This window comes from Pseudovibrio sp. Ad13 (genome assembly GCF_001623225.1).
In the GTDB taxonomy this organism is placed as follows: domain Bacteria; phylum Pseudomonadota; class Alphaproteobacteria; order Rhizobiales; family Stappiaceae; genus Pseudovibrio.
In genome coordinates this window covers 551,216-576,030 of record NZ_LMCC01000002.1, presented here as the reverse complement: position 1 = coordinate 576,030, position 24,815 = coordinate 551,216, and the positions used below count along the sequence as shown (strand labels likewise).

The 24,815-nt window shown below is 50.0% G+C and carries 25 protein-coding genes and 3 tRNA genes; 11 read left to right on the top strand and 17 right to left on the bottom strand.

Annotated features, from left to right (window positions below; genetic code table 11):
• Positions 1-51: 51 nt before the first annotated feature.
• Positions 52-966 carry an oxidoreductase gene (locus PsAD13_RS03495; RefSeq protein WP_063317266.1) on the top strand — a complete coding sequence of 305 codons (915 nt, stop codon included), beginning with the start codon at positions 52-54 and terminating at the stop codon, positions 964-966.
• A 12-nt stretch (positions 967-978) separates the two neighbouring features.
• On the opposite strand, the gene queG is transcribed toward PsAD13_RS03495, so the two are convergent.
• Together queG and PsAD13_RS03485 are read right to left on the bottom strand one after the other, a co-directional pair.
• Positions 979-2,115: a tRNA epoxyqueuosine(34) reductase QueG gene (gene queG, locus PsAD13_RS03490; RefSeq protein ID WP_063317385.1), complete on the bottom strand. Its 1,137-nt coding sequence runs from the start codon at positions 2,113-2,115 to the stop codon at positions 979-981.
• A gap of 20 nt (positions 2,116-2,135) precedes the next feature.
• A complete protein-coding gene (locus PsAD13_RS03485) occupies positions 2,136-2,828 on the bottom strand; it encodes a glutathione S-transferase family protein (RefSeq protein ID WP_063317384.1) in 693 nt (230 codons plus the stop codon).
• Between the two features lie 149 nt (positions 2,829-2,977).
• On the opposite strand from PsAD13_RS03485, the gene PsAD13_RS03480 reads away from it, so the two are divergent.
• The gene (locus PsAD13_RS03480) at positions 2,978-3,787 is read left to right on the top strand and encodes an undecaprenyl-diphosphate phosphatase (protein WP_063317265.1); all 810 of its coding nucleotides are present in this window, start codon (positions 2,978-2,980) and stop codon (positions 3,785-3,787) included.
• A 48-nt stretch (positions 3,788-3,835) separates the two neighbouring features.
• Here PsAD13_RS03480 and PsAD13_RS03475 read toward each other — a convergent pair whose 3' ends face one another.
• Positions 3,836-5,062 (bottom strand): hypothetical protein, encoded by a 1,227-nt coding sequence (locus tag PsAD13_RS03475; RefSeq protein WP_063317264.1) that lies wholly within the window; start codon positions 5,060-5,062, stop codon positions 3,836-3,838.
• A gap of 251 nt (positions 5,063-5,313) precedes the next feature.
• Positions 5,314-6,300, bottom strand: a complete 987-nt coding sequence (locus tag PsAD13_RS03470) for a complex I NDUFA9 subunit family protein (RefSeq protein WP_084404625.1) — start codon at positions 6,298-6,300, stop codon at positions 5,314-5,316.
• Between the two features lie 229 nt (positions 6,301-6,529).
• Between PsAD13_RS03470 and PsAD13_RS03465 the strand changes: the two genes are divergently transcribed.
• The 8 genes from PsAD13_RS03465 to ptsN all read left to right on the top strand — a co-directional run bounded on the left by PsAD13_RS03465 (position 6,530) and on the right by ptsN (position 12,607).
• Positions 6,530-6,616 (top strand) — tRNA-Leu (locus PsAD13_RS03465).
• A gap of 111 nt (positions 6,617-6,727) precedes the next feature.
• Positions 6,728-7,348 (top strand): ribonuclease D, encoded by a 621-nt coding sequence (locus tag PsAD13_RS03460; RefSeq protein ID WP_063317263.1) that lies wholly within the window; start codon positions 6,728-6,730, stop codon positions 7,346-7,348.
• Positions 7,349-7,599: 251 nt separating this feature from the next.
• Positions 7,600-8,262 carry an LPS export ABC transporter periplasmic protein LptC gene (lptC, locus tag PsAD13_RS03455; RefSeq protein ID WP_208986393.1) on the top strand — a complete coding sequence of 221 codons (663 nt, stop codon included), beginning with the start codon at positions 7,600-7,602 and terminating at the stop codon, positions 8,260-8,262.
• Positions 8,259-8,828 (top strand): lipopolysaccharide transport periplasmic protein LptA, encoded by a 570-nt coding sequence (lptA, locus tag PsAD13_RS03450; RefSeq protein WP_063317262.1) that lies wholly within the window; start codon positions 8,259-8,261, stop codon positions 8,826-8,828. Before lptC ends, lptA begins: the two co-directional genes overlap by 4 nt.
• Positions 8,829-8,898: 70 nt before the next feature.
• Complete coding sequence (gene lptB / locus PsAD13_RS03445) at positions 8,899-9,642, top strand: LPS export ABC transporter ATP-binding protein (RefSeq protein ID WP_244272472.1); 744 nt, start codon at positions 8,899-8,901, stop codon at positions 9,640-9,642.
• 74 nt (positions 9,643-9,716) lie between these two features.
• Entirely contained in the window at positions 9,717-11,255 is a 1,539-nt protein-coding gene (rpoN, locus tag PsAD13_RS03440) for an RNA polymerase factor sigma-54 (protein WP_063317261.1), read from the top strand.
• A 218-nt stretch (positions 11,256-11,473) separates the two neighbouring features.
• A complete protein-coding gene (raiA, locus tag PsAD13_RS03435) occupies positions 11,474-12,064 on the top strand; it encodes a ribosome-associated translation inhibitor RaiA (RefSeq protein ID WP_082596743.1) in 591 nt (196 codons plus the stop codon).
• 75 nt (positions 12,065-12,139) lie between these two features.
• Positions 12,140-12,607, top strand: coding sequence for a PTS IIA-like nitrogen regulatory protein PtsN (gene ptsN, locus PsAD13_RS03430; protein ID WP_057462732.1), 468 nt, complete (start codon positions 12,140-12,142; stop codon positions 12,605-12,607).
• Between the two features lie 151 nt (positions 12,608-12,758).
• Here ptsN and PsAD13_RS03425 read toward each other — a convergent pair whose 3' ends face one another.
• Both PsAD13_RS03425 and PsAD13_RS03420 read right to left on the bottom strand, forming a co-directional pair.
• Positions 12,759-13,019 carry a DUF1150 domain-containing protein gene (locus PsAD13_RS03425; protein WP_008548441.1) on the bottom strand — a complete coding sequence of 87 codons (261 nt, stop codon included), beginning with the start codon at positions 13,017-13,019 and terminating at the stop codon, positions 12,759-12,761.
• Positions 13,020-13,179: 160 nt separating this feature from the next.
• On the bottom strand, positions 13,180-13,608 hold the full coding sequence (locus tag PsAD13_RS03420; protein WP_057462731.1) for an Hsp20 family protein: 429 nt from the start codon (positions 13,606-13,608) through the stop codon (positions 13,180-13,182).
• 351 nt (positions 13,609-13,959) lie between these two features.
• Here PsAD13_RS03420 and PsAD13_RS03415 point away from each other — a divergent pair, with 351 nt between their 5' ends.
• Positions 13,960-14,526 carry an MAPEG family protein gene (locus tag PsAD13_RS03415; protein WP_063317260.1) on the top strand — a complete coding sequence of 189 codons (567 nt, stop codon included), beginning with the start codon at positions 13,960-13,962 and terminating at the stop codon, positions 14,524-14,526.
• Between the two features lie 104 nt (positions 14,527-14,630).
• Here PsAD13_RS03415 and hutX read toward each other — a convergent pair whose 3' ends face one another.
• The 11 genes from hutX to PsAD13_RS03355 all read right to left on the bottom strand — a co-directional run bounded on the left by hutX (position 14,631) and on the right by PsAD13_RS03355 (position 24,773).
• Entirely contained in the window at positions 14,631-15,125 is a 495-nt protein-coding gene (gene hutX, locus PsAD13_RS03410) for a heme utilization cystosolic carrier protein HutX (RefSeq protein WP_063317259.1), read from the bottom strand.
• A complete protein-coding gene (gene hutW / locus PsAD13_RS03405) occupies positions 15,122-16,492 on the bottom strand; it encodes a heme anaerobic degradation radical SAM methyltransferase ChuW/HutW (RefSeq protein ID WP_063317258.1) in 1,371 nt (456 codons plus the stop codon). The genes hutX and hutW overlap by 4 nt, the downstream gene beginning before the upstream one ends.
• 199 nt (positions 16,493-16,691) lie before the next feature.
• Positions 16,692-17,795, bottom strand: a complete 1,104-nt coding sequence (locus tag PsAD13_RS03400; RefSeq protein ID WP_063317257.1) for a sn-glycerol-3-phosphate import ATP-binding protein UgpC — start codon at positions 17,793-17,795, stop codon at positions 16,692-16,694.
• Positions 17,796-17,797: 2 nt separating this feature from the next.
• Positions 17,798-18,640: a sn-glycerol-3-phosphate ABC transporter permease UgpE gene (ugpE, locus tag PsAD13_RS03395; protein ID WP_057462726.1), complete on the bottom strand. Its 843-nt coding sequence runs from the start codon at positions 18,638-18,640 to the stop codon at positions 17,798-17,800.
• 10 nt (positions 18,641-18,650) lie between these two features.
• Positions 18,651-19,532, bottom strand: coding sequence for an ABC transporter permease subunit (locus PsAD13_RS03390; RefSeq protein ID WP_057462725.1), 882 nt, complete (start codon positions 19,530-19,532; stop codon positions 18,651-18,653).
• A gap of 177 nt (positions 19,533-19,709) precedes the next feature.
• Positions 19,710-21,017 (bottom strand): extracellular solute-binding protein, encoded by a 1,308-nt coding sequence (locus PsAD13_RS03385; protein WP_063317256.1) that lies wholly within the window; start codon positions 21,015-21,017, stop codon positions 19,710-19,712.
• A gap of 685 nt (positions 21,018-21,702) precedes the next feature.
• Positions 21,703-22,191: a fasciclin domain-containing protein gene (locus PsAD13_RS03375; RefSeq protein WP_063299468.1), complete on the bottom strand. Its 489-nt coding sequence runs from the start codon at positions 22,189-22,191 to the stop codon at positions 21,703-21,705.
• A gap of 121 nt (positions 22,192-22,312) precedes the next feature.
• Positions 22,313-23,728 (bottom strand): deoxyribodipyrimidine photo-lyase, encoded by a 1,416-nt coding sequence (locus PsAD13_RS03370; protein ID WP_063317255.1) that lies wholly within the window; start codon positions 23,726-23,728, stop codon positions 22,313-22,315.
• A 259-nt stretch (positions 23,729-23,987) separates the two neighbouring features.
• Positions 23,988-24,063 (bottom strand) — tRNA-Ala (locus PsAD13_RS03365).
• A 124-nt stretch (positions 24,064-24,187) separates the two neighbouring features.
• Positions 24,188-24,263, bottom strand: a tRNA-Ala gene (locus tag PsAD13_RS03360).
• Between the two features lie 132 nt (positions 24,264-24,395).
• Complete coding sequence (locus tag PsAD13_RS03355; RefSeq protein WP_063286512.1) at positions 24,396-24,773, bottom strand: TIGR02300 family protein; 378 nt, start codon at positions 24,771-24,773, stop codon at positions 24,396-24,398.
• Between the last annotated feature and the right edge of the window lie 42 nt (positions 24,774-24,815).

The window sequence follows — 24,815 nt, the reverse complement described above, 5'->3', positions numbered from 1 at the left end:
CCAAATAAACTACCGGCGTTCTGTTATTTTAACAATCTCAGGAGAGATACTTTGCAACAACAGCCAAATAATAAAAACAGTCAAGACCTTACAGGCAAAACGGCTGTGGTTACGGGCGGTAATGTGGGCCTCAGTTTTCAATCTGCATTGGAATTAGCTGAGAGCGGGGCACATGTGGTGATTGCTTGCCGGTCCGTTGAAAAAGGCGAGACAGCAATGGCAAGGATTCGCCTAAAGGTGAGCTCTGCTTCGCTGGAGGTGATACCGCTTGATCTGACCGACCGGGACAGCATTCACCAGTTTGCTCAGGTTTTCAGCAGCAAGCATGACCGACTGGATATTCTGCTCAGCAATGCAGGTGTCGTGAACCTGAAAGAGCTGGCACGCACCAAAGAAGGTTGGGAAATGCACATCGCAACCAACCATCTAGGGCACTTTCTTTTGACTGGTTTGTTGTTTGAAACGCTCGTTGCAACACCTGATGCACGCGTGGTGACCGTTTCCAGTGGTGCATACAAAGCTGCAAAAATGAACTTTGATGACCTGCATTGGGAAAACCGCCCATATGCACGGATTGGCAGCTACGCAGAGAGTAAGCTTGCCAATCTCCTGTTCATGTCTGCTTTGCAACGCCGATTTGATGCGGCTGGCTCATCCGCTAAGTCTATGTCTGCTCATCCCGGTCTTGCGGCGACAGAACGGCAACAATCTATTGGCATTGGCGGATGGTTGTCCCGTGTGATGGCACGACCAGTCTCATTTGGTGCTCGCCCTCAGATGATGGCAGCCACAGCCCCTGACCTTCCAGCCTGCTCCTTTCTCGGTCCGCGCTTTGGCATGTGGGGTTCCCCAAGCCCAATCAAGCTTTCCGGCCTAGCTATTGACGAAAAGGTGCAAGAGAAACTCTGGGTTATTTCGGAGAAACTCACTGAGTTTCAATATCCCAAAGCCACCGAAAATGCCTGAGGGTGTGGCACACTAGGAAGAGGTGCCCTGGTCCCATTCAGCTTTAACCGTTTCGCTTTGCTCATCTACCAGTAGTACTGACTTGTGCTTATTGTACTCGTCAGCGGAGACAAGCTGCGCTAAAGCCCAGACGGCTGTGGCGCGGACGGTTTCGTCTTCGTCTTGCAGGTGGTTTTGCACGTAGGGGATGAGTTTTTCTTCTGCGCTGTTGCCTGCTGCGATGAGGCAGTTGCGGATGAAGCGGTTGCGGCCAATGCGCTTAACCGGAGAACCAGAGAAGAACTTGCGGAAGGTTGGATCGTCCATTTGCAGCAGCTCTGCAAGGGCTGGTTCCATCAGGTCTTCGCGGGCCTGTAATTTGGCTTCACTAGCGGACTGGGCAAACTTGTTCCATGGGCAAACAGAAAGACAGTCATCGCACCCATAGATACGGTTGCCAATTGGTTTGCGGAATTCCAGCGGGATTGGGCCGTGGTGCTCGATGGTCAGATAGGAAATGCAGCGGTTAGCATCTACTTGATACGGCGCTGGGAAAGCCTTCGTCGGGCAAACTGTGAGGCAGCGTTTGCAGTTGCCACAATGGTCGACTTCCGGTTCATCCAGTGGCAAGTCCAGTGTTGAGAAAATGGCCCCGAGGAAGAACCAGGAGCCAAGCTCTCTGGACACGAGGTTTGAGTGCTTGCCTTGCCAACCGAGCCCAGCGGAATGAGCCAGAGGTTTTTCCATTACCGGGGCCGTGTCCACAAACACCTTAACATCCCCACCGCCTTTGGAAACCAACAGGCTGGCCAGCTCTTTCATTTTGCCTTTGACGATGTCGTGATAATCGCGATTGCGGGCATAGACCGAAATGTGCGCTTTGTCTGGCTTGTCGCGCATTTCCATCGGGTCGATGTCTGGCCCGTAGTTCATCGCCAGCATGACAACAGAGCGGGCTTCCGGCCACAGTTCCAACGGACTTGAACGCCGGACTTCAGTTTCCGGCATCCATTCCATTGTGGCGTGATAACCCTGCTTGATGAAGTGATGCAAGCGCTCTGGCGCAAATGGGATTGCATCCGCTGTGGTGATGCGGATGTCATCGAACCCGACTGCACGTGCGCGTTTGATCAAGTCCGCTTTGACCCGTGCAGCTTGTTTTTCCGTCAGCTGTGTATCTGAATGAGGTTTTAGAAGTCCAGATCCGCGTAGGTCTTTGCCGCTGGCATGCCGAGCATCTTGTCCGCCAGAATTGGGCGGAAGCTCGGACGAGATTTCATCCGCGCGTACCAGCTCTTCACGTTTTCGTCCTCGGACCATGGAACTTCACCAAGATAGTCTGCACAGGAGAGAAGACTTGCCGCAGCCAGATCAGCGAATGTGAGCCGATCACCAGCCAGCCACTTACGTGTTGCAGCAAGGTATCCGATGTAGCGCAAGTGGTTCAGCATATTGACCCGTGCGATCCGAAGAATGCTTGAGTCTGGCTGTCCGCCACCCTGGCTATCCGGCATCTCCTGTTTGTAAATGCGTTCTTGCACGATGTAGCCAATAACCTCACCGAGGAATTTTTGCAAAAACCAAGAGACGAGACGACGTGTTTCTGCACGTGCTTCAGGATGATCTGGCAACAAGCGGCTGTTAGGAATCGCATAGCCGCGAGTTTCGTCCAAGTATTCCATGATAACTATGGGACCGCACACAGCGGGGCCATCATTTTCCTTCAGAACGGGAATCGTTCCTGCTGGGTTCATCATGAGGAAGTCGTGACGACGTGCCCAAGGGTACTCCGTCTGACATTCAAACGGAGTTCCATATTCTCCGAGCGCTAAGCGTGCGAAGCGCGATTCAGGAGAGAAAGGATGATGATAGAGCTTGAGCATTGTTCTGATTTATGAGCAAACCTGTAACCAAAAGGTTGCTATAAAAACGTAATTTGTCTCAAAAGAGTCTTGAGACCATAAACCATACGAAAATACGGGGACAACCTCACCAATGTCATCTGGGGAAAGTTCGTGGAGACCATCGTTTAATGACAACTGAAAGTATCGTCGGCGCTCTGCTGCTCGGCATCATTGAAGGCCTGACTGAATTCATCCCAGTTTCCTCAACTGGGCATCTGTTGCTGATCGGGCATTTTATCGGGTTTAAAAGTGAAGGTCGCGCCTTTGAAGTGATGATCCAGCTTGGAGCCATTGCAGCGATCCTAAGTGTCTACTTCACACGGCTCACAAGAATTGCAATTGCACTGCCAACAAGTGCAAAAGCCCGGCATTTCACACTAGGCGTTCTGCTTGCTTTTCTGCCTGCTGCAGCGATTGGCGCGCTGGCTTACGATTTTATCAAGGCGGTTCTGTTTGAAACACCCGCCTTGGTATGCGTGTCGCTGATTTTCGGCGGTATCATCATGCTGTTGGTTGATAAAATGCCTTTGCAGACGCGCTATACCAACGTGGAAGACTATCCACTTTCACTTTACATCAAGATCGGCTTTGCACAGTGCATGGCGATGATCCCCGGCGTGTCTCGTAGTGGCGCAACTATTGTCGCTTCGTTGCTGATGGGCACGGACAAACGGTCTGCGGCGGAGTTTTCATTCTTCCTCGCTATGCCGACCATGGTTGGTGCGTTTGTTTTTGACTTTCTGAAGAACAAGGACGCGTTAGGGCAAGATGACTGGACCCTGATTATCATCGGGCTCGTCTCTTCCTTCATTGCCGGTTACTTCGTTGTTCGCAGCTTGCTGGATTATGTCTCCAGGCATGGCTTTGCGTTATTCGGCTGGTGGCGCATCATTGTAGGTGGGCTTGGATTGTTCGGCCTGATCCTCACCCAGAGCTAACCGCATTTATAAATCACCTTCAAAGCGTCGCAGACATGCGGCGTTTTTTTATTTCAGGTCGGAAGCTGGGGTGTGTTTGAAGCTGTATCCCTTGTTCAACCATTCCTGAAATCTATTTTGCGTGTCTGGATCACTGAGCTCGTAATGTGTCACCAGTCCTGATTTCGGGATGTCCTGTCCTTTTCCCAGCAAGGCCATGTCCAGCGTTTGGCAGTTGGTGTGATAAAGTTCAACAGTCCCTTTGTCTGTCTTTTGAAGATAGGCGGTATGAGAGATGTGACCGGATCTGTCATCAACAAAATTAAGAACACCGGACTCTTCTACCTTAGAATGGTCGAACTCTTTTTCAACTGTTTCAGTGGATACCCCCATCAACTCAGGATAACCTTCCGGGTAGCCATTCACCTTGGCCGCACCCATCAGGCTCGTGCGCAAAAATTCTGGCAGGTTGCCTTCTATGACACCAACTTTCATTGCTGCGTTGTAGCAAACCTGCGGGCGCCAGCTCTCTTTCTTTTTGTCGTAATCAGCAATTAGGCCACCCTGAAGCTTTTCATCGCCCACCCGTTTGCTTTCGGGTTTACTCGCTTCTGAAGAGTCGAGCCAATCCATCTCTTTGCGGAGTTTTTGAAGGGCTTTATTGCATGACTTCAGCGCCTTGTTGACATCATCAATGTTGCGAGCTTGAACACATGCTTCTGCGTTGCCGATTTCTTTAGCGACATCCTCACAAACCACATTGAACTTGCTTAGCTTTTTTGCATTGTTTTTGCTGAAATAAGCAAGTTTGACAAATTCGGCCTTACGCTGACTATGCGTTTCGTACTCTTCATGGAGCCCACTCACTTCATCACCAAGTTCTGATAGGGTTCTTTCTGCATCGTCGATTAAACCGGACAGCTCCGAGATGCATTTTTGTAAGGCTGTAACAGTTGATGCGACAACTATTTCATTCTTGTCATGGATTGCGGCAACAGAGGCTTTGAGCGCTGATTGCGTTGCTTTATCGAGCTTCTTGAAGGTCGAGCTGAGGCTCTTATAGTTCCGCAGGATAGCACTTTTTGCATAGAGTTCGGAAATAGACTGCTCAAGCCACGCAAACTCCGAAGCATCATCAGCGGATGCTTCGGCACCTTCACCTCCCGCAGCAGCTGCACCATCTCCCAAGGCTCCTTCTTCACCTCCAGCGGCTCCACCTTGCACATTAATGCGGAGGAGTCGTAGCATTTCCTCTGTCCATTTATGCTCTTCTGGGGTCAAGTTAGTCAGCGGCATGTTTTTATTCCAAGTTTTGACGGTACGACGTCCACAGAGACTTCAAATTATACGGCATTATGCGGTACTCTCATGGTAGCGTGGTGGCTTTTGGTGCTGGTGGTGAATATTTGCTTAGGCTGTCCTCGTGAGGTTAGATCAAAATAGACTGGCATCTGAGTTCGTATGGCCTGCCTCAGGCTTTTTCATAGATAAGGCATTAAAAAACCCCGCCAGAAGCGGGGCTTTGTGTTTTGGCATTTGCTTGATCATTATGACTTAGAAGGTCTTTTCGCGTCGTACTGTCCATGCGGGCGGAATTTATCAAGATACGTCGGCAGAATTGCTTCCATGGAATGCGGCTCAATGCCAAGTCCCTCAAAAGTGCGCTTTTCCGATTGAGCTTCCTTGCTCACAACGTTATCGCTCTTCAGCAAATTAACCTGATCGACGGTCAACATGGGCTTTGGCAACATCTGCATGAATTTTGCCTGAATACGGGCGATCAGGAACGGCAAAGTAACCAGCATACGTTTGCGGTGGATCACTTGCATCAGCAGCTGCAAACATTCTTTGAAGGTCGCAACCTGAGGTCCGCCCAGCTCGTAAATCTTGCCAGCTTCAGCCTTGTTTTCGATGGCATTAGCAATCGCGAGCGCAACATCACCCACATAAACAGGCTGGAATTTGGTGTGACCGCCGCCGATCAGAGGCAATATCGGGAAGAGCTGCGCCATGCTGCCGAAGCGGTTGAAGAAGTCGTCTTCTGGACCGAATACGATGGAAGGACGGAAGATGACTGCATCTGGCATTGCATCCAGAACGGCTTTTTCGCCAGCAGCTTTCGTTCTTGCATAAACAGCCGGGCTGTTTTCGTCTGCTCCAATTGCAGAAACGTGCACCAGTTTCTCAATGCCCTGCTCTTTACAGACCTCTGCTACTGTTGCCGGGCCTTTTGCCTGAACACTGTCAAACTTCTGAGCGCCACTCTCATAGAGAATACCCACAAGGTTAATGACTGCGCAGGCACCTTCTACAGCGCGCTCGACAGATTTTTTGTTTCGCACACTCGCAGCAACAGGCATGATCTGCCCCACAGCCCCCAGCGGCTGCAAATGCTCTGCAAGATCAGGATGACGAACAGCAGCGCGGACGCTATATCCACGCTCTGCTAAAATCCTGATAACATGACGACCAATAAATCCTGACCCGCCAAAAACGGTTATAAGTTTCCCGTTAAGCGCTTGCGCCATTTTCATCCACCTTTGCCAAAATTTTGCGGTACGCGTATTAGCGCGCATAACCCTCAAAAAAGCTATAATTCATGGGATGTTAATACGCTTAAGGGTTTGGGATGTGAAGGCACTCTGTGGAGAAATTAAAACTCTTTGCAAATGTGTGATTGACAATCTCAGCCCAGATCACTAGAACCCAGCCTCACAGAGCGGCGCTGCCAAGCAGCAACCCTCTGAAAGAAAAAGATGATATGCCCAGATGGCGGAATTGGTAGACGCGCTAGCTTCAGGTGCTAGTGCCCGCAAGGGCGTGGAGGTTCGAGTCCTCTTCTGGGCACCATCTTTTCTTCACAAAGCTCTCCCAAAAACTACAGAGTAACTTGACCGTTTGGTGTAGAACAGACAAAACACGTCTCATATACCAAATCGCGCTTATTCTTCGAGAGCAACAATGACAATCAGATTTCACAAGAACGATCTTCCAGACCTTTCCAACTATGCCTCAGCTGACGCTGTTGCAGTAGACTCTGAGACTCTCGGCCTGAACCCACACCGTGATCGGTTGTGCGTTGTTCAGCTTTCCTCTGGCGACGGCTCTGCTGACGTGGTGCAGATTGAGCGCGGCCAGCTGGTTGCTCCTAATTTGCAAACGCTGTTTGAAGATGAAAGCAAGCCAAAGATTTTTCACTTTGCCCGCTTTGATGTTGCCATATTGAAAGAGTATCTGGACATTTGCGTTTCTCCGGTCTGGTGCACAAAAATCGCTTCCAAGCTCGTGCGTACCTACACAGACCGTCACGGACTGAAAGATCTCTGCCGCGAGTTGATTGGTGTTGACCTTTCCAAACAACAGCAGAGCTCTGATTGGGCAGCTGAAAAACTGACAGATGCACAGCTGGCCTATGCTGCATCAGATGTTCTGCACCTCCATAAGCTTAAAGAACGCCTTGAATTTATGCTGGAACGTGAAGAGCGTACCGAAATTGCACAGAAGTGCTTCGAATTTCTGCCAACACGCGCACAGCTTGATCTTGCAGGATGGCCTGAGAACGATATTTTCGCACATTCTTAAGCGAAACTCGAGTTTTCTACCAGTATTTGCGGTTTAATGGGCTTCAGCATTTGTAATTTGTTGAAGCCCCCCCATTTAGGCAGCTAGTGTGTACTTACCGCTTCCTTTCGGGTTTTTACCTGAAATTTGCGTATCAACGGAAGTGGCTTGTGCCTGTAAGATACTGGTTACTCACTGTACGAGAGACCGGAAAATGGCAACCGGACAGCGATCCCCGTCTGTATCGCGTTCAGAATGTTCCAGGACTATGAATGACAACAATGGAAAACATGCCCAAAGAGTTTGCGAATGAAGCGCAAACACGGCTTGAAAAAGCGCGCAAATCTGCACGCCGACATTCCATTCTCGTTCGTTTGCTTCGATTTGTTCTTCCTGCTGGCGGATTACTGATCGCTGCGGGTGTGATTGGCATGATTGTTTTCCAGAACATTCTTGCTGGCCTGAGCATCGGAGATATCAGCCTGACAACTGAAGGACTGGTCATGTCCAACCCGCATCTGTCGGGAAATGATGGCGATCGTTCATACAACGTTCAGGCGGATCGAGCTATTCAGCGTATCACAAACCCGCAAGTGATTGATTTGGAGAATATTGTGGCCGAAATCACAATAGCTCCAGGGGAAACTGTTAGTATTACCTCTCGAAACGGGACGTTTGATACAGAAATGGAAACCCTGAATCTCACTAATGGGACTACGGTTGCGTACAGCAAAGGCTATTCCGCAGAATTTGAGTATCTCGATATCGATATGAAGACAGGTACAATCCAGACCAACGATACAGTTGATGTCACGTCTGATGGTGGCTATATCGATGCTGGATCTATGGAATTTGATCAGAAAAATAATGTTTTGAATTTTCGCCGGGGCGTCAAGATGAAGCTTTTGCCCTGGGCACTGGAGAACGGTCAATGATTAACCGGATGAGAATATTCTCTCTATCTTGTCTTATGGCATTCGGGCTGGCTGGCATAGCCCACGCACAAACGTTCTCCGATTCATTTGCCGGATTTGGTTCTAACAATAAAGAACCTATTGAGATTGAAGCGACTAACCTTCAGGTTCGTGACAAAGACAAAAGCGCTATCTTCAGTGGAAATGTTGTTGTTACCCAAGGTGAAACCAAGCTGGAAACCCAGCGCTTGATCGTGTTTTATGCTGGCTCCATGGCCAATGGCACAGCGGATGGCCAAGCCGTCCAGCAGTCCATTTCCCGTCTTGAAGCAAAAGGCAAGGTTCTGATTTCCTCTAAGGATCAGGTCGCAACTGGTGACGATGCCAGCTTTGACATGGACAAACAGGTTGTAGTGATGACCGGCAAGCGCGTTGTTCTCAGCCAGGGACCAAACGTAATTGTTGGCAAGCGCCTTGTGATCAACCTGGAGACAGGCAAAGCAAATCTGGATTCCAGCGAAACTGGCGGTAACACTGGTCGTGTGCGGATGCTTTTGCAGCCGAACAGCCTTGAAAATAAGAACTAAAGCAAAATAGGCCACGCTCTTGAGTGCACACCCAATTGATCCTCAGACCCCAACGCACCAGCCAGAAGGCATCAAGTACGCCGCCCCTTCGGAGGCGGTACTTGAAGTTGATGGCATCGGCAAGAGTTACGGACGTCGTCAGGTTGTCAAACATGTCAGCTTGAATGTACGGCGTGGCGAAGCTGTGGGACTGCTGGGTCCAAACGGAGCTGGTAAGACAACCTGCTTTTATATGATCACCGGTCTTATTCGTCCGGATCATGGTTCAATTCGCCTCGATAACTTCGACATGACACAGTTGCCAATGTATCGCCGTGCACGTCTGGGAGTTGGTTATCTGCCTCAGGAAGCCTCGATTTTCCGCGGTCTTTCTGTTGAAGACAACATTCGTGCTGTTTTGGAAGTGGTGGAACCGAACAAGAAGCGCCGTGAAGAAGATCTCGACTCGCTTCTAACTGAATTTGGTGTCACACACCTGCGTAAATCGCCAAGTATCGCACTCAGTGGTGGTGAGCGCCGCCGCGTTGAGATTGCACGCGCTTTGGCAACTCGCCCGTCCTTTATGCTGCTTGATGAGCCGTTTGCGGGTATTGATCCAATCGCGGTGGGTGACATTCAACAGCTCGTACGCCACTTGACCCAACGCGGTATCGGCGTGCTGATTACAGACCACAACGTTCGTGAAACGCTTGGGCTGATTGATCGCGCATATATTATCGCGGCTGGCGAAGTTCTGACAGAAGGCAAGCCACATCAGATCGTTGCAGATCCGGATGTAAGGCGTTTGTATCTCGGGGAACAGTTCACTCTTTGATTTCCAACCTATGCCGAATTGCGTAGAAGAGTGTTGCAGGCTAGTTTGCAGCACTTGGAGGACGAAACAACTCTATGGCAATCGGTCCAAAATTAGAATTCAGACAAAGCCAACAGCTTGTCATGACGCCGCAACTGATGCAGGCGATCAAGCTGTTGCAGCTGTCGAATGTGGACCTGATTGCACACGTTAATAGTGAGTTGGAAAGTAATCCCTTTCTAGAGCGAGATGACAACCCAGATGGCGCTGGACCCGCTGAAGAGACCACCAATTCGGAAACCACTCCAGAAGCTGACAGTAGCCCTACAGAGATGCAGGAAGGGGATTGGCTCAATAACGAGCTGGAAACAACCCCTGAAGCAATTTCGAGCAATCTGGATTCTGAACTCTCTAATGTCTTTCCTGATGACAATGGCGAGCACCAGGCCGTTGATCCGGTTCAGCAGAAGGCGGATAACTGGCAAGCACCGAGCCACAGCACTTCCTCAGGAGCCTCTGACTACAATCTTGAAGCGTTTGTCGCCGCAGAAACCTCGCTGAGTGAGCATCTTCAGGAACAGCTCGGTTTTGTGCTCACGAACCCTGCCGATGTTCTGGTCGCTCATCAACTCGTCGATTACATTGATGAAAATGGCTATCTGCGCATTGATGGTGCGGAGATGTCTGAACGTCTCGGAGTTTCGGAACAAGACCTGGAGCGCATTATTCTTGCTTTGCAGGGGCTAGATCCGGTTGGTGTGTTTGCCCGTGATTTGTCTGAGTGCCTAAAACTGCAACTTAAAGAGAAAGATCGCTACGACCCTGCCATGCAGGTACTTGTCGAGAACATCGAATTGCTGGCTTTACATGACCTCGTAAAACTCAAACGTATTTGCAAAGTGGATGATGAAGACCTCAAGGACATGATTCTTGAGATCAAGGAGCTCAATCCAAAGCCTGGTGCTGCTTTCAATACCGAAATTACCCAGCCGATTGTGCCAGATGCATTTGTTCGTCCTGCTTCAGATGGTGGCTGGACCGTAGAGCTCAACACAGAGAGCCTGCCTAAGGTTCTGGTGAGCCAGAGTTACTACTCCGAGATCTCTCAGGGCTCCAGAAACAATAAGGAACTGGCGTACTTCACCGATAGTCTGCAGACCGCAAACTGGCTGGTCAAAAGCCTTGATCAGCGAGCACGGACAATTCTGAAGGTGTCCTCTGAGATTGTTCGTCAACAAGACGGTTTTCTTACTTATGGTGTACAGCACCTTCGGCCAATGAATCTACGCGTTGTGGCAGATGCCATTGGCATGCATGAATCCACCGTCAGCCGTGTCACATCCAACAAATACATCGCTACGCCACGTGGTATTTTCGAGCTGAAATACTTTTTTTCTGCCGCAATTGCCTCTTCTGAGGGCGGTGAATCGCACTCAGCGGAATCAGTACGCTATCGAGTTAAGCAACTTATTGACGCCGAAGATCCCAAGAAGATTCTTTCAGATGACGCTCTTGTGAAAATTTTAAAAGACGACGGTGTGGATATAGCGCGACGAACTGTAGCTAAGTATCGGGAAGCATTAAAGATTCCGAGCTCAGTTCAGCGTCGGAGAGAAAAGAAAAGCCTGACCTAACCCACTGATATTTCTCATGGTTTCAATGAGACATAATAGGGTCCCGATCAGTTAATAACCTCTATAGGATGTTTTTCTGTTCTCATAGATTTTTCTAAGAACTCGAAAACAGTAGCACTTTAAACTTAGCTGGTCCAAACTACATGTGTTGAAGGGTTCTTTGCTCTTTGGCTGAAGAACCTGTCAGCGAATAAGTCGACACAACATAAGAGGTTCCCATGACAATTAGAATTTCGGGGAGGAACGTGGACATTGGTGACGCAACCAGGACACACGTTGAAGACCGGATTTCCGATGCACTGGATAAATATTTCCCAGGAGCATACACGGGTCATGTGACAATCGCTCGCGAAGGCTCAGGCTTCCGATCCGACTGCACAGTCCACCTAAGCACGGGAGTTGTGCTTCAGGTTTCGGGTGACAGTCAGGATCCGCGACAAAGTTTCGACAAAGCAGCCGAACGCATTGAGAAAAGGCTAAGGCGCTACAACAGAAAGTTAAACGACCACCACACAAATGGCCTCCCTGCAGAGTGGGAAACATACGGCGCAACATCGTATGTTCTTGCTGATCCTGAGCAGGAAGAAGAGGTACCCGCCGACTACAGCCCACTTGTGGTTGCAGAAACTGAAGCGAAAGTGAAAACACTGACTGTCGGAATGGCAGTTATGGAGCTAGATTTAAGTGAAGCTCCCGTTGTAGTGTTCCGCAACGCTGGTAATGGTGAGGTAAATGTCGTATTCCGTCGTCACGATGGAAACGTTGGCTGGATTGATCCAAATCTCGCTAACGGGGCTGCTCCTAACTGATAATCATGGTCATCACGACCCTGTACAAAGCCGGTTTTCACCGGCTTTGTATTTTGCATGGACACGGATCAAGGAATGGATCTGAACGAACTTCTTCGTCCTGAGGCTGTCATTGCCAACCTCAAGGCAAACAGCAAGAAACAAGCCCTGCAGGAACTTGCAGAACGGGCCTCTGAGATTTGCGGAGAAACTGAGCGCGATATCTTTGATACGCTGCTGCAACGCGAACGTCTCGGCTCTACAGGTGTCGGAAACGGCATTGCAATTCCGCATGGAAAAATCGTGGACCTTGACGGGTTACACGGCCTGTTTGCGCGACTGGACAAACCGATCGAGTTCGACAGCTTGGATGACCAGCCTGTTGATCTGATCTTTGTTTTGCTTGCGCCAGAAGGCGCTGGAGCGGACCACTTGAAAGCTCTGGCACGTGTTGCTCGACTTTTGAGGGATTCTGATGTTGCAAGCAAGCTGCGCGCAACAACAGATGCTGCTGCAATTTATTCTATTCTGACCCACCCACAGGCTTCGCCTAACGCAGCCTGAGGCACGTCAGCTCAAAAACAAAAAAGCCTGGATCGGACGCATTCCAATCCAGGCTTTTTCTTTGCCTAATTCACTGGGTTTGAAGAGCTTTTCTACGCTTTGAAACGCTGTCCTTCGCTATTACTCCCTCTGAGAGCTCCCAGTAATTGGTTTAGTGGACGCTCAAAGCTTCCAGATCATTCTCAATTGCGTTTGCAATTGCTGCATTACGTGTATCAGTCAGAACCAGTGGTGTTCCGTCAGCAGCCAAAAGAGCCCAAGCAGGAAGGTCTGCATCCTGCAGCTCTGCATCAGGGAACATCTTCTTCAGGTCATTTGGAGAAACGCGCCTAACATAGGCGACTTCACCAGCTCCGAGTTCTTCAAAATTTTCGTACGGGTCGTCGGCCAGCACAGAAGGGGCGCGTGTCATCGCCTTCTCCTTGAGAGTTACTAGAGCAGGCTGCGCATGTTTTCGCTTCAAGCTCTAAGTCTTTATTGTCGCGCGCATCTTTGCCCAAAAATCGGTTTTCCGCTTTCCGGAGATACGCTCAATATTCAGATCAGCGCGAAGAAAGGATTGCTCCTTTAATTCAGTCCCCCGCCGAGATTTCAATCCGGCGAACGATACGCTCTGGCTCAGGACGAGCAAGATCAATAGACAACAGACCATCTCGCAGGTCTGCCCCTAAAATCTCAATGCCTTCGGCCAACACAAATGCGCGTTGGAACTGTCGTGCAGCTATACCCCTGTGTAGGTATTGGCGAGTTTTGTCTTCTTGTTGGCGACCACGGATTACCAATTGGCTTTCCTCAACAGAAACATCCAGTTGGTCACGTGTGAAGCCAGCAACCGCAAGTGTGATGCGGATGACTTCACCTTTCTCTTCAGTGGCAACGAGGCGTTCAATATTGTAGGGTGGGTAGCCGTCATTGGCTGCTTTGCTCACCCTGTCCAATACGCGCTCAATATCATCGAACCCCAACATAAATGGGCTCGAAAACGCAGATACTCGCGTCATAATCCAAGTCCTTCTTCAAGCGACCCAGCTCCAGACCCTCATTAGGCATCCGGTGTGAGAGCATCTCGCCCTCGGTCTTTCCTCTGGAATATGGCGGTTAGCGGCGAAGGTTTCAAGTTAACTTAATGATACTCAATTAATTCTCCCGGATCGCAACGGTATTCTCAGGCCCCACAACAAGCTTGGGTGGTAAACTTGCAGGACTTTAAACAGTGCTGCTTTGAGCCCTTGGTCTGTTTGGTCCTTCGTTTCCCTTCCCTGCTGCCATGCCGGGAATGACAGGTTTACGTCCCCCTTAAGAAATCGTAGCGTCTGCTTTTGGAGAATGTTGCCTCAAGGGGAGTGATAGGAATGGACATTGCTGAGGTAGATAACTCACGTGCCACTTTGATGGTGAAGGCTTATCCGTTTGCGCTGATCGCTATCAGTCTCCTCATTAACCTGTTCGTCTTCGGCATTAAACCGCTCGTCATCACTCTTCCCTCGTCAGAAGCAATCGAAGCCTTGATCATCTCTGCGGTCCTGCTTCTTGGCAATCATACCTGGCTGATGACTGTCACGGAGCTCACGCGCGCTAAGTATGATCTGGCGACAACACCAGAAGAGTGGGAGCAGAAAGGCGGGCGCCCGTCTTCAATTGCTCAAGATGCTCGTGACGCGCTGGAACGTCGTCACAATGCTCATCGCAACACCACCGAGAACATGGTCTACTTTCTGCTGTTGGCAACTGTTGTGGCTATCGTTTCGCCTGTCACTCTTATGGTGCAGGTTTGGATAGTTGGATTTGCCGTTGCCCGGCTTGGCTACACTTACAGCTATCTATCAGCCCAAACCGGCCTTCGAGGCTTGTTTATGAGCCTGAGCTTGCTCAGCCTTTATGGGATGGCCAGTTATCTCGTAATGGCGATGTTTGTTTGATCCTCAACGCCAAACAGAAAAGCCGGGGCAATGCCCCGACTTCTGCTTGTCACAGATCACCGTGAGCGAAATCGGTGGTCTATGATTTTCGACGTCTCACAGGCTCACCAGCTCGCGAGTTCATCAAACTTTTCAATCTGATCCGGCTTAATCTGGCCTTCATCATCGCGGCCAAGGAAGATTTTCAGATAACAGTTACCATCTGCATTCAGGAAATTGATGGACACTGCCAGCTTGGAGAAGAATGGGCGCTTCAAAAACATGATAGAGTGGCACGCATCTGCCTTGATATGGCCGGAGAAGCCGCCTTCTGTCTGCTTAAGATTATAGAACCCGCGCGCATAGCTGCCTTCCGGGAACGGACCTTTCACTTCAAAGATCATGCCTCCAGTGTTTGCGATGCTTGTGACGTTGCCCCAGGCAGGGATCGCCTTGATCACTTCGTCAAAACGTTCGCCTGAATGTTCACGCCACATTTCTTCTGGCAGGCAGCGGATTGTGTCAGCCATTGAGAGGCCGTGCTCTTTGGCAATGCTCTCCAGAATGCCTGCTGGGTTTTCTGCAAGCTTCTCTTTTAGCTCTGCGATTTGTGCGTTCATGCTGCCTCTTCCTGATAGGTTTTGGTTTCTGGCTGCAAGCTTGCGGAGTGCAGCTTAAAGGCAGCCTTGAGATAAGTGAGAAGGGTTTGGTGCCAAAAGCGCCCTGCTGTGGTGAGGGAGATAATCTCCTCACCCGCGATCAGGCCAGAGCACTGCCAGTTACTCAACAATGGGTCTATGGATTTGCGAAAACCACGGGCGCTGACTTCTGTGCGCTCCAGATGCCCGAGGTCGAGGCGCATCTCTTCTATTCCAGCAGCCAGGAAATTGAGGGGAGAAGACAATGGGTCGGTCCTGTGCAAACGCGACAATGGCTTCTCCCCCTCCTCCAGACACCGCATGTAGTCCACGATTCCTCCATGGATGCCGTAGGAATATCCGTTGATGTTGCCGCCTGCTCCCGAGCCGAATGCAAGGCAGTCCGCACCGGACTTGATCAATGTGTTGTAAAGATTGCGCTCGCGGGTCTGTCGGCCCCAATGACTGGAAGAGATCTGTTTCCAACCTTGGCGGTGCATGTACTCTAAACCCTCGCCGTACATGGCTCCCTGCTGCGGCAAGGATGCTGCAGGATCACAAGCCCCCTTCTCAATCGCTTTTGAAAGGGGACTGCCGGGAAAGACTGCGAGTGTGTATAGATCGACACCATCCAAGCCCAGATCCACAACAGTTCTTAAATCATCACGCCAGATTTCTGCGGTTTGATAGGGCAGACCTAATATCAGGTCACAGACGATTGCAGCACGGTTACGGTCTCTCAGGCCTTCAAAAAAGCGGATTGCTTCTGATCCGCTCGCCTTACGACCCTGCCGCTTGCGGACTTTGGTGTTGAAGGATTGAACTCCAGTTGAAAAGCGGTTGGCACCTGCATCCAGACAGGCATCAATCTTGTCATCATCAAAGTGAAAGATGCGTCCCTCAACTGTGATCTCACAATCGGCTGAGAGAGGATAAAGTTCTCGGATACGACGGATCACTCTTGCAAGGTCATTGGCATGCAAAGCTGTCGGAGTGCCGCCGCCAAAATAAACGGCGTTGATTGGTGAGCTTTGAGAAGCTTGGGAAGATGCCTCCAGCTCAAGTTCTTTGATTAATGCATCAGCATATGGGGCTGAGTGTTCATCATGCCATTTGTTGCGGTAGAACCCGCAGAACAGGCAGTGATTGGCGCAAAATGGGACATGCAAATACATGACGGCCATGCCAGACCGTTTGGATTTTTGAATTTCCTGCCAAACAAGCTGGCGCTCCCCTTCCGACACAGCCTCACCAGCAGAGCCGGGCATATGGGCACCACGGCGCTCAAATGCATAGCGGAGAGGATCGTCTGTTTCCTGAGCGAAGAACTTTTCCAGCGCAGCTTTCATCGGTCAACCTAGCTTTGTTAATTTGGTTGGCTCGCAATGCGCTGGCTAAATATGAGTATTTACATCAAGTTTTGTTTTTGAGAAGAGAAGTTCGCTCACGTGCGATAAAATGGCACAGGTTTTCGACTGCCTCCATGTGTACCACAAGAAAAAGGCCCAGCAGATGCCGGGCCTTTTGAAAGTTCTATCTGAGCAGCATTTAAGCTGTTTCGAGTGCGCCTTCCAGCTCGATACGTTTGCCGGATTTGGTGTCAAACGTGTGCAGCTTTTCTGGCTTTGCTGTCACTTTCAGGATCTGGCCTGGCTCGAAGTGCAGCTTACCAGGAGCACGAACTACAACGTCAACGCTACCTTCACCAATGGTGCCGTGAACGTAGCTCTCAGCGCCCACAGGCTCAACAACATGCACGGTCAGTGCAGTGTGCAGTCCGGAGTCGAACTTCTCACTCAGCTCTTCAATGACAAGATCTTCCGGACGAACGCCGAGGATCAGGTCAGACAGATCTGTGTTCAGTTTCACGTCAACAGTTGCGCCATTGTCGAGTTTCCACTCATTGCCGCTCTTTGCCAGCGGCAGCAGGTTCATCGCAGGAGAACCGATGAAGGTCGCAACGAATGTAGACGCTGGCATTTCATAGACATCAATCGGAGACCCGATCTGCTCTACAACACCGCCACTGAGAACAACGAGACGATCTGCCAGTGTCATTGCTTCAAGCTGATCGTGGGTCACGTACAGACTTGTGGTGCCTAGTTCTTTTTGAAGCTTCTTGATCTCCATGCGCATCTGCACACGCAGCTTTGCATCAAGGTTAGACAGAGGCTCATCGAACAGGAATGCAGCAGGTTCGCGAACAATCGCACGACCCATTGCAACACGCTGGCGCTGACCACCAGAAAGCTGACGTGGCCGACGATCAAGGAAATCTCCGATTTCCAGAATTTCAGCCGCTTTGCGAACGCGCTTTTCGATCTCATCCTTAGGGATGCTGCGGTTTTTCAGGCCATACGCGAGGTTGCCGTAAACGGTCATGTGCGGATAGAGCGCATAGTTCTGGAACACCATTGCGATGTCACGATCAGCGGGCTCTACATTGTTGACCAGACGGTCCCCGATAAATAGCTCACCATCTGTGATGGTTTCCAGACCTGCCACCATGCGCAGCAGAGTGGATTTGCCGCAACCGGAAGGGCCGACGAGAACAATGAACTCACCATCCTTAATGTCGATGGAGATGCCTTTTACCGCTTCTACGTTGCCTGCGTAGATTTTGCGAAGGGTATTAAGTTGAATGCCTGCCATTTTTATTTCTCGCTTTCCACGAGCCCTTTAACAAACCAAGACTGGAAGATCACCACGATCAGAACAGGTGGAAGCATTGCAAGTACTGCAAGTGCCATTGCCTGGTTCGTATCCGGGATCTGCGCACCAATCCACACCTGCAGAATCTGCTTCATACCACGCACTAGCGTGAAGAGGCTTTCATCTGTGGTGATGAGTGTTGGCCAGAGGTATTGGTTCCAACCAAACACGAACATGATGATGAAGATTGCAGCAATCATGGTCTTGGAGAGTGGAACAAGAATGTCGATGAAGAACTTCAGCGGTCCTGCACCATCGATACGCGCAGCTTCAACCAGCTCATCCGGAACGGACTTAAAGAACTGGCGGAAGTAGAAAGTGCCTGTTGCAGACGCAATCAATGGGATGATCAGGCCTGAATAGGTGTTCGCCATACCGAGGCCCTGCACAATCTCGTAGGAAGGCAGAATGCGCACTTCCAGAGGTAGCAGCAGGGTGGAGAAGATGATCCAGAAGAAGAACGTGCCAAGCGGGAAACGGAAATACACGATTGCGTAAGCCGCCAGCATGGAAATGATGATCTTACCGAAGGCAAAGCCAAGGCCGAGAACCAAAGAGTTCCACAGCATGGTCAGACCAGTCACAGACTTGGTAAAACCGCCAGCTTCTGTCAACACCTGCTTATAAGTGTCAACGAAATGGCCGCCTGGAGAGAGCTGAAGGCCATCTTTGTAAATGGATACAGCATCATGACTGGAAGTCATGAGTGCGTAGACAACTGGCACCAGCATAAAGAGGGCGCCGAGAACGAGGATCACGTGATCCCAAAACTGTGAGCGTTTCATCTATCCCTCCTTAACTGTAGTGCACGCGACGTTCGATCATGCGGAATTGAACCACAGTGAGAGCGAACACGAGTATCATCAAGATCACAGACTGTGCTGAGGACCCACCAAGGTCGTTTCCGCGGAAGCCATCAAGGAACACCTTGTAAACGAGCGTTACAGGGTTGTTGCCTGGCTCACCCTTAAGCACCAGATCGATAATACCGAATGTATCAAAGAGCGCGTAAGTGATGTTGATGATCAGCAGGAAGAAGCTGGTTGGAGCCAACAGTGGGAAGGTCACAGTCCAGAAGCGACGTGAAGAAGATCTACAATCAACCGCAGCTGCTTCCTGAACGGATTTTGGAACACTCTGGAGACCAGAGAGGAAGAAGATGAAGTTGATCGGAATTTGCTTCCAAACCGCAATCACGGTCATAGCAAATGCAGTATCAAAATAGTTCACACCGATCTGCATGTTCCAGCCGAGGGCGTGGGCAAGATCGTTGAGTGGGCCAATGTGCTGGTCAAACAGCATCACGCCTACAAGGCCTGCGACGGGAGGGGCGATCGCATAAACCCACATGAGCAAAGTGCGGTATGTGGAGGCACCTTTGATAACGTTGTCTGCTTTGACTGCCAGCAAAAGAGCAATGCTGAGAGAAAAGAATGTCACCGCAGCTGAGAAGATCAGCGTGAACCATGCAGTTCTGCTGTACTCGCTCGCGGAAACAACGTCTTTAAAGTTATCTAGGCCAACAAAGGTGGAGCCGAAGCCAAACGGGTCTTCAAGATAGAAAGACGCCCTGATTGCTTCTGCGGCTGGCCACAGAAAGAAGACGCCAACAATTGCCAACTGCGGAAGCAGCAGCATGTATGGCATCAATGGATGTGAGAATTGAACTCGTTTCATGGACTGGCCTGGTCGCTGTTTTCGTTGTGGTGGCCGGTTGCTTAGCAAGCCTGACCGCTTGTTCAGAAAAGCTCACTGCGCTCTTTGACGCATGGGAACATTCTATTTCCAAAACAACCTGAGACCGGAGACACTTAAAAGCGTCTCCGGTCTTAGCGAAAGTCTCAATGCTAAGTCTTAGTTAGACGTCTTAGCAAAGCGAGCCAGAAGCTTGTTAGCTTCGTCTTCGATGGTCTGGAATGCGTCGTCTACGGATTTATCACCGGAGAAGATTTTACCGTATTCACGGTTCATCACGTCACGCACCTGAACGTAGAAGCCCATGCGGTAACCCTTGGTGTTGTCTCCACCTGGCAGTGTCAGCTGCTTGATGCCGATTTCAGCTGCAGGTACACGGTCGTAATAACCATCCTTAGTTGCCAGCTCATATGCAGCGTTGGTGATTGGCACGTAACCAGTTTCCTGGTGCCAGTAGTACTGCATTTCTGCGGAAGTCAGGAAGGAGTAGAAGTTCGCAACGCAGTCGTTTTCTGCTTTTGGCTTGCCGGACATTGCGAAGAGTGCAGCGCCACCGATGAAGGTGTTGGTGCCTGTTTCGCTAACAGAAGCCCAATGAGGCAGGTAGGTTGCGGAGAATTTGAAGTCTGTGGATTTTGTCAGGCCACCGAAGGAACCTGAAGAACCGAGCCACATTGCAGCGGAACCGTCCTGGAATACCTTCTGGTTGTCACCCCAGCCAGTGCCGTAGTAACCGAACAGCTCAGCGTCGAGCCAGCCTTTAACCTTTGTGAAGTGCATTTTGATCGCATCGTTGTTCACGAGGATCTTAGTGCCTTTCGCGCCGTTGTAACCGTTGTTGTTGGTTGCGAATGGCAGGTTGTGGCGGGACATGAAGTTTTCGGTGAAGATCCATGGCAGGTGTGACTGTGCCAAAGGAATATAACCAGCAGCTTTCAGCTTAGGAGCGATCGCTTCGAACTCTTCCCAAGTCTTAGGAGCTTCAACGCCTGCTTTCGCCAGTGCTTCTACGTTGTAGTAGAGGATCGGGGTAGAGGAGTTGAACGGCATGCCGATCATTTTGCCAGCTGCGTCAGCGTAGAAGTAACGAACACCAGCAATATAATCTTCGATGTTGAATTCAACACCAGCGTCTTTCAGAAGGTCTTCAGCTGGAACAACTGCGCCCTTTGCACCGATGATGGTAGCGGAACCTGCATCAAATACCTGAAGAATGTTTGGCTGTTCGCCAGCACGGAATGCCGCAATACCAGCAGTCAAGGTTTCTTCGTAGTTACCTTTATAGACTGGGGTCAGCTGACACGCGTCCTGAGACGCATTGTATTTGGTGGAGATTTCGTTGACAACTTCACCCAGACGGCCGCCCATTGCGTGCCACCAGTTGATTTCTGTCGCAGCGAAAGATGCTGTTGAAGACATTGCGAGTGCTGCAAAGGTTGCGATACCAGTTGCTTTACGAAGAGTCATTTTTGTTGCCCCCCAGTGGGAAAGTTGAAAAAATCTAACATGCGAAGCGGAGTTAACACCTGATCCATCGCTGTGACGATCCATCCCCTACGCCTCATCTGCGATATCACTTAGGTGTTTCACACTAGGATGACAGTTTCTTGAAGTTTCGATGAATTGCAATTGGATCTTCGTTTTTTTTCATAATTATCATGAGATTGTCATGTTTCGGAAAAGCGAAACCGATCCAAGGCGACTGTTTTTTATGCAATATTTTCTGCCGTTCAGCATGATTGAAGTGTCTAAAATTGGAAGTTTTGTTTCGAAAAAATTCGATACGAAAGATTTCGAATGTTGAGCATTATGCAAAGATTTGTCGGCTAATCACTTGATATAAAGGAGAAATACCTAGACGGCGAATAAAATCTATTATTGCGCCTTGCACGTTTCTGCGGATGAGCTGTCTTAATGCTTTAAGGCGCAGTTTTTCGAATGCGAAAGGCACTCAAACTTATCCACAGGCGCACTGTGTGCAACTCACCGAATGCAACTTCTAATGCAAAAGTTTGCATGCTCGAAAAGATGAAATGTATTCGTTTCAATCAAATAGAGTCATCTAATCGCGTTTTGTGACAGCACTGAAGGCGCGAAACTTACGCTCCACGCCCTCAAGTTGAGCTTCTTCAGACTGAAGATATGCCCCAAACTAGTTGGAGGGTAGCAATACTGCATCGACCACATGGATAATTCCATTATCTGCAGGAATATCGGCGCTGATCACGTTTGCCTTGTCGACTGTCACACCTGACGATGTTTTTGAGACGGAAAGTGTCTTGTCTCCAGAGCCCTTGATTGTCTTCACATGAATTGTCCGGCCTGGAAGGTCAGTGGACGCGAGCTTTCGTGGCAGGACATGGTAGCTCAGGACCGCGATCAATTGATCTTTGTTCTCAGGCTTCAGCAACATTTCTACTGTTCCATCCGGAAGAGCAGCAAACGCTTCATCGGTCGGAGCAAAGACTGTCAGGTTTTCACCGTTCGCTAATGCGCCGTCCAAACCAGCGGCCTGAGCTGCAGCGATAAGGGTGTTAAACTGCCCTGCCCCTTGAGCTACTTCTACAATAGTTCCTGCATTAGCACTTACTGATCCAGCAAGAACAAGCGAGCTTACAAAAGAAATCATAGATAAACGCATAGAACCCTCCACTCCCCAGAGATGTAAATCAGGGAATTACATTAGGTTTGGCTGCGACACCCTGCCGCGCACAAGTTCTTATACTGACCGGAATTGAAGGCAGATCACTCTGATCTGAATTTTATTTTGTTTCCTCAAAAGCACGCAGCGCTTCATCTCGTGATTTTTTGAGATCAACGATTGGCAACGGATACGTTTCACCCAGCACAACGCCTGCATCTTTCAAGATGTCTTTAGGAGCTTCCCAGGGTTTGTAGAGATATTTGTCCGGCAGTTCTTTGAGCTCCGGGAGAAAGCGACGGGTGTAATCACCGTGGCCATCAAACTTCTCGCCCTGTAGCACGGGATTGAAGATACGGAAGTACGGGGCTGCATCAGCTCCACAGCCAGCAATCCATTGCCAACTTGCACAGTTGTTGGCGAGGTCTGCATCCACCAGGCAATCCCAAAACCATGCCTCACCTGAGCGCCAATCCAGCAGCAGGTTCTTTACGAGGAACGAGCCAACGACCATCCGCAGGCGGTTATGCATATAACCGGTTTGCCACAGCTCACGCATGCCTGCATCTACAATTGGGATGCCTGTCTGCCCGTTTTGCCAAGCCAACAAGCGTTGGTCGTTAGAAACCCACGGAAAGTGATCGAATTTAGTATTGAGATTGTTTTGAGGAAGCGTTGGGTTATGGAACAGCAGGGAATAGGAGAACTCACGCCAGCCTAACTCACTCCGGAAATGGTCAATGTCATGTGTCTCTTCGTGCATATTGAGCGCCCACCAGACTTGATTGGGCGAAATCTCTCCAAAATGCAGGTAAGGCGAAAGCCGTGAAGTATGCGTGAGAGCGGGAAAATTACGCCCCTCCTTGTAATTGGAGATGCCGTTTTCGAGAAATGAATAGAGCCTGTTTTGCGCCGCCTGCTCTCCATGCTCCCAACAGTTGCTCAGTCGCGCTGACCATGGACGGTTGTCGATCAGTCCCAGTTTATCAAGAGACAGCGCTCCATTTGTACTCACCTGATGTAACCGCATGGGTTCAGGCGTAGGTAAGGGCTTACGCGGCTCTGGCGCTTGCAGACAGCCTTTACGATAAAACGGAGTGAAGACTTTGTATGGGTCACCATCTGGCTTTGCCACTTGCCATGGTTCCCAAAGAAACGAACCGTTGAAGCTCTTAGCAGTTATGCCAGTCTCTTCCAGCTCAGATTTCAGCTGTGCATCATGTTCTATGCGCCAGGGCTCGTAGCATCTGTTCCAGAAAACGCCCGTCCCTTCCGTCTCCTGAAGAAGAGTCTTGATAATGACAGATGGGTCACCGCGCATTATCAACAGCTGCCCGTTCAAGCTTTTATTGAGAGCTTTTAAAGAATGGTGCAGCCAGTTCAGCGTCGCTCCACCATGTTCGCGCGCGCCTTTTTCACCGTCAGTCAGGATGTAGAGTGGAATAACCGCGCCGGCCTCGCAGGCCGCAGTCAGAGCAGGATTATCACTCAAACGAAGATCTTGACGGAACCAATGGATAACAACGGGTGCAGTCATCGACAGCCTCTGCTCAAAAGAACCAGTTGCGGCAGATGTATAGCAATTTCCTTGCGTATCAATGGCGATAGAGCTTCAATTCTCATAGTGCGCAAAGCATCATTGCCGCGAGACTGGCTTTGTTTATCAAACACGTTCCAAAACGACGTGAAGTCAGCCAAAACGTTGAGAGGACGATCAGGTATAAACTAAAAGCATTGTTGGGAGCTTTTTTGAAAGAGCCGGATATTCTTAGCTGAATTTTTTGGCAGAATGATTTTGGTGGAGCCTAGGAGGATCGAACTCCTGACCTCTTCGCTGCCAGCGAAGCGCTCTCCCAGCTGAGCTAAGGCCCCATACCATGTAGCATTTGAAACGGGCTTGGGTTGCCCTGCTACGCAATCTTCAAGGAAGGTGTGCATTTCTCGCGAAATACTAGACATTCTTCGCAGAACATCAGACATTTTTGCAAAATGTCTATGGTGGAGCCTAGGAGGATCGAACTCCTGACCTCTTCGCTGCCAGCGAAGCGCTCTCCCAGCTGAGCTAAGGCCCCATCATTTCTTCCTTAGGCACTGAAACTTCAATGAAGTTTGTGTGCCGATGGAGGCGGAACATAGATGGGCCGCCCCCACATTTCAAGAGAATACTCTCTTAACAGCCTGCAGTTTCACAAGCTGTGGAAATTTTAGACTTCGTCGTCGTCGCGAGCCACAACGATGCCTGGTACGGCAGCGTCTTCATCATCTTCATCGTCGAGGAACACATCGGAGTCATCACCACTGATATCATCAGTGATCGTTTCATCTTCCAGCTCAGGAATATCTTCACCAGATGCTTCAGCGTCTGCTTCTTCCAGAGAAACCAGTTCTGCATCGTCTTTGACCAATGCTTCCTTAGCTTCTTCTTTCTGAACAGCTTTTACAGCCTTGGCTGTTTTTGCTGTCATGCCCAGATCAAACATGTCGCCGCACTTAGGACAGATGATCGGGTCACGTTTCAAATCGTAGTATTTAGCGCCACACGCCGCGCACAGGCGCTTGGTTCCGAGTTCCGGTCTTGCCACGGTTCTCACCTTTGTTTGTATCTCGTTGACGGCCCCCTTAGC

Coding starts and splice junctions, on each gene's coding strand:
- PsAD13_RS03485 (WP_063317384.1), bottom strand. CDS start 2,828: ATGCTCAAGCTCTATCATCATCCTTTCTCTCCTGAATCGCGCTTCGCA.
- PsAD13_RS03480 (WP_063317265.1), top strand. CDS start 2,978: ATGACAACTGAAAGTATCGTCGGCGCTCTGCTGCTCGGCATCATTGAA.
- PsAD13_RS03475 (WP_063317264.1), bottom strand. CDS start 5,062: ATGCCGCTGACTAACTTGACCCCAGAAGAGCATAAATGGACAGAGGAA.
- PsAD13_RS03470 (WP_084404625.1), bottom strand. CDS start 6,300: ATGAAAATGGCGCAAGCGCTTAACGGGAAACTTATAACCGTTTTTGGC.
- PsAD13_RS03460 (WP_063317263.1), top strand. CDS start 6,728: ATGACAATCAGATTTCACAAGAACGATCTTCCAGACCTTTCCAACTAT.
- lptC (WP_208986393.1), top strand. CDS start 7,600: ATGACAACAATGGAAAACATGCCCAAAGAGTTTGCGAATGAAGCGCAA.
- lptA (WP_063317262.1), top strand. CDS start 8,259: ATGATTAACCGGATGAGAATATTCTCTCTATCTTGTCTTATGGCATTC.
- rpoN (WP_063317261.1), top strand. CDS start 9,717: ATGGCAATCGGTCCAAAATTAGAATTCAGACAAAGCCAACAGCTTGTC.
- raiA (WP_082596743.1), top strand. CDS start 11,474: ATGACAATTAGAATTTCGGGGAGGAACGTGGACATTGGTGACGCAACC.
- ptsN (WP_057462732.1), top strand. CDS start 12,140: ATGGATCTGAACGAACTTCTTCGTCCTGAGGCTGTCATTGCCAACCTC.
- PsAD13_RS03425 (WP_008548441.1), bottom strand. CDS start 13,019: ATGACACGCGCCCCTTCTGTGCTGGCCGACGACCCGTACGAAAATTTT.
- PsAD13_RS03420 (WP_057462731.1), bottom strand. CDS start 13,608: ATGACGCGAGTATCTGCGTTTTCGAGCCCATTTATGTTGGGGTTCGAT.
- PsAD13_RS03415 (WP_063317260.1), top strand. CDS start 13,960: ATGGACATTGCTGAGGTAGATAACTCACGTGCCACTTTGATGGTGAAG.
- hutX (WP_063317259.1), bottom strand. CDS start 15,125: ATGAACGCACAAATCGCAGAGCTAAAAGAGAAGCTTGCAGAAAACCCA.
- hutW (WP_063317258.1), bottom strand. CDS start 16,492: ATGAAAGCTGCGCTGGAAAAGTTCTTCGCTCAGGAAACAGACGATCCT.
- PsAD13_RS03400 (WP_063317257.1), bottom strand. CDS start 17,795: ATGGCAGGCATTCAACTTAATACCCTTCGCAAAATCTACGCAGGCAAC.
- ugpE (WP_057462726.1), bottom strand. CDS start 18,640: ATGAAACGCTCACAGTTTTGGGATCACGTGATCCTCGTTCTCGGCGCC.
- PsAD13_RS03390 (WP_057462725.1), bottom strand. CDS start 19,532: ATGAAACGAGTTCAATTCTCACATCCATTGATGCCATACATGCTGCTG.
- PsAD13_RS03385 (WP_063317256.1), bottom strand. CDS start 21,017: ATGACTCTTCGTAAAGCAACTGGTATCGCAACCTTTGCAGCACTCGCA.
- PsAD13_RS03375 (WP_063299468.1), bottom strand. CDS start 22,191: ATGCGTTTATCTATGATTTCTTTTGTAAGCTCGCTTGTTCTTGCTGGA.
- PsAD13_RS03370 (WP_063317255.1), bottom strand. CDS start 23,728: ATGACTGCACCCGTTGTTATCCATTGGTTCCGTCAAGATCTTCGTTTG.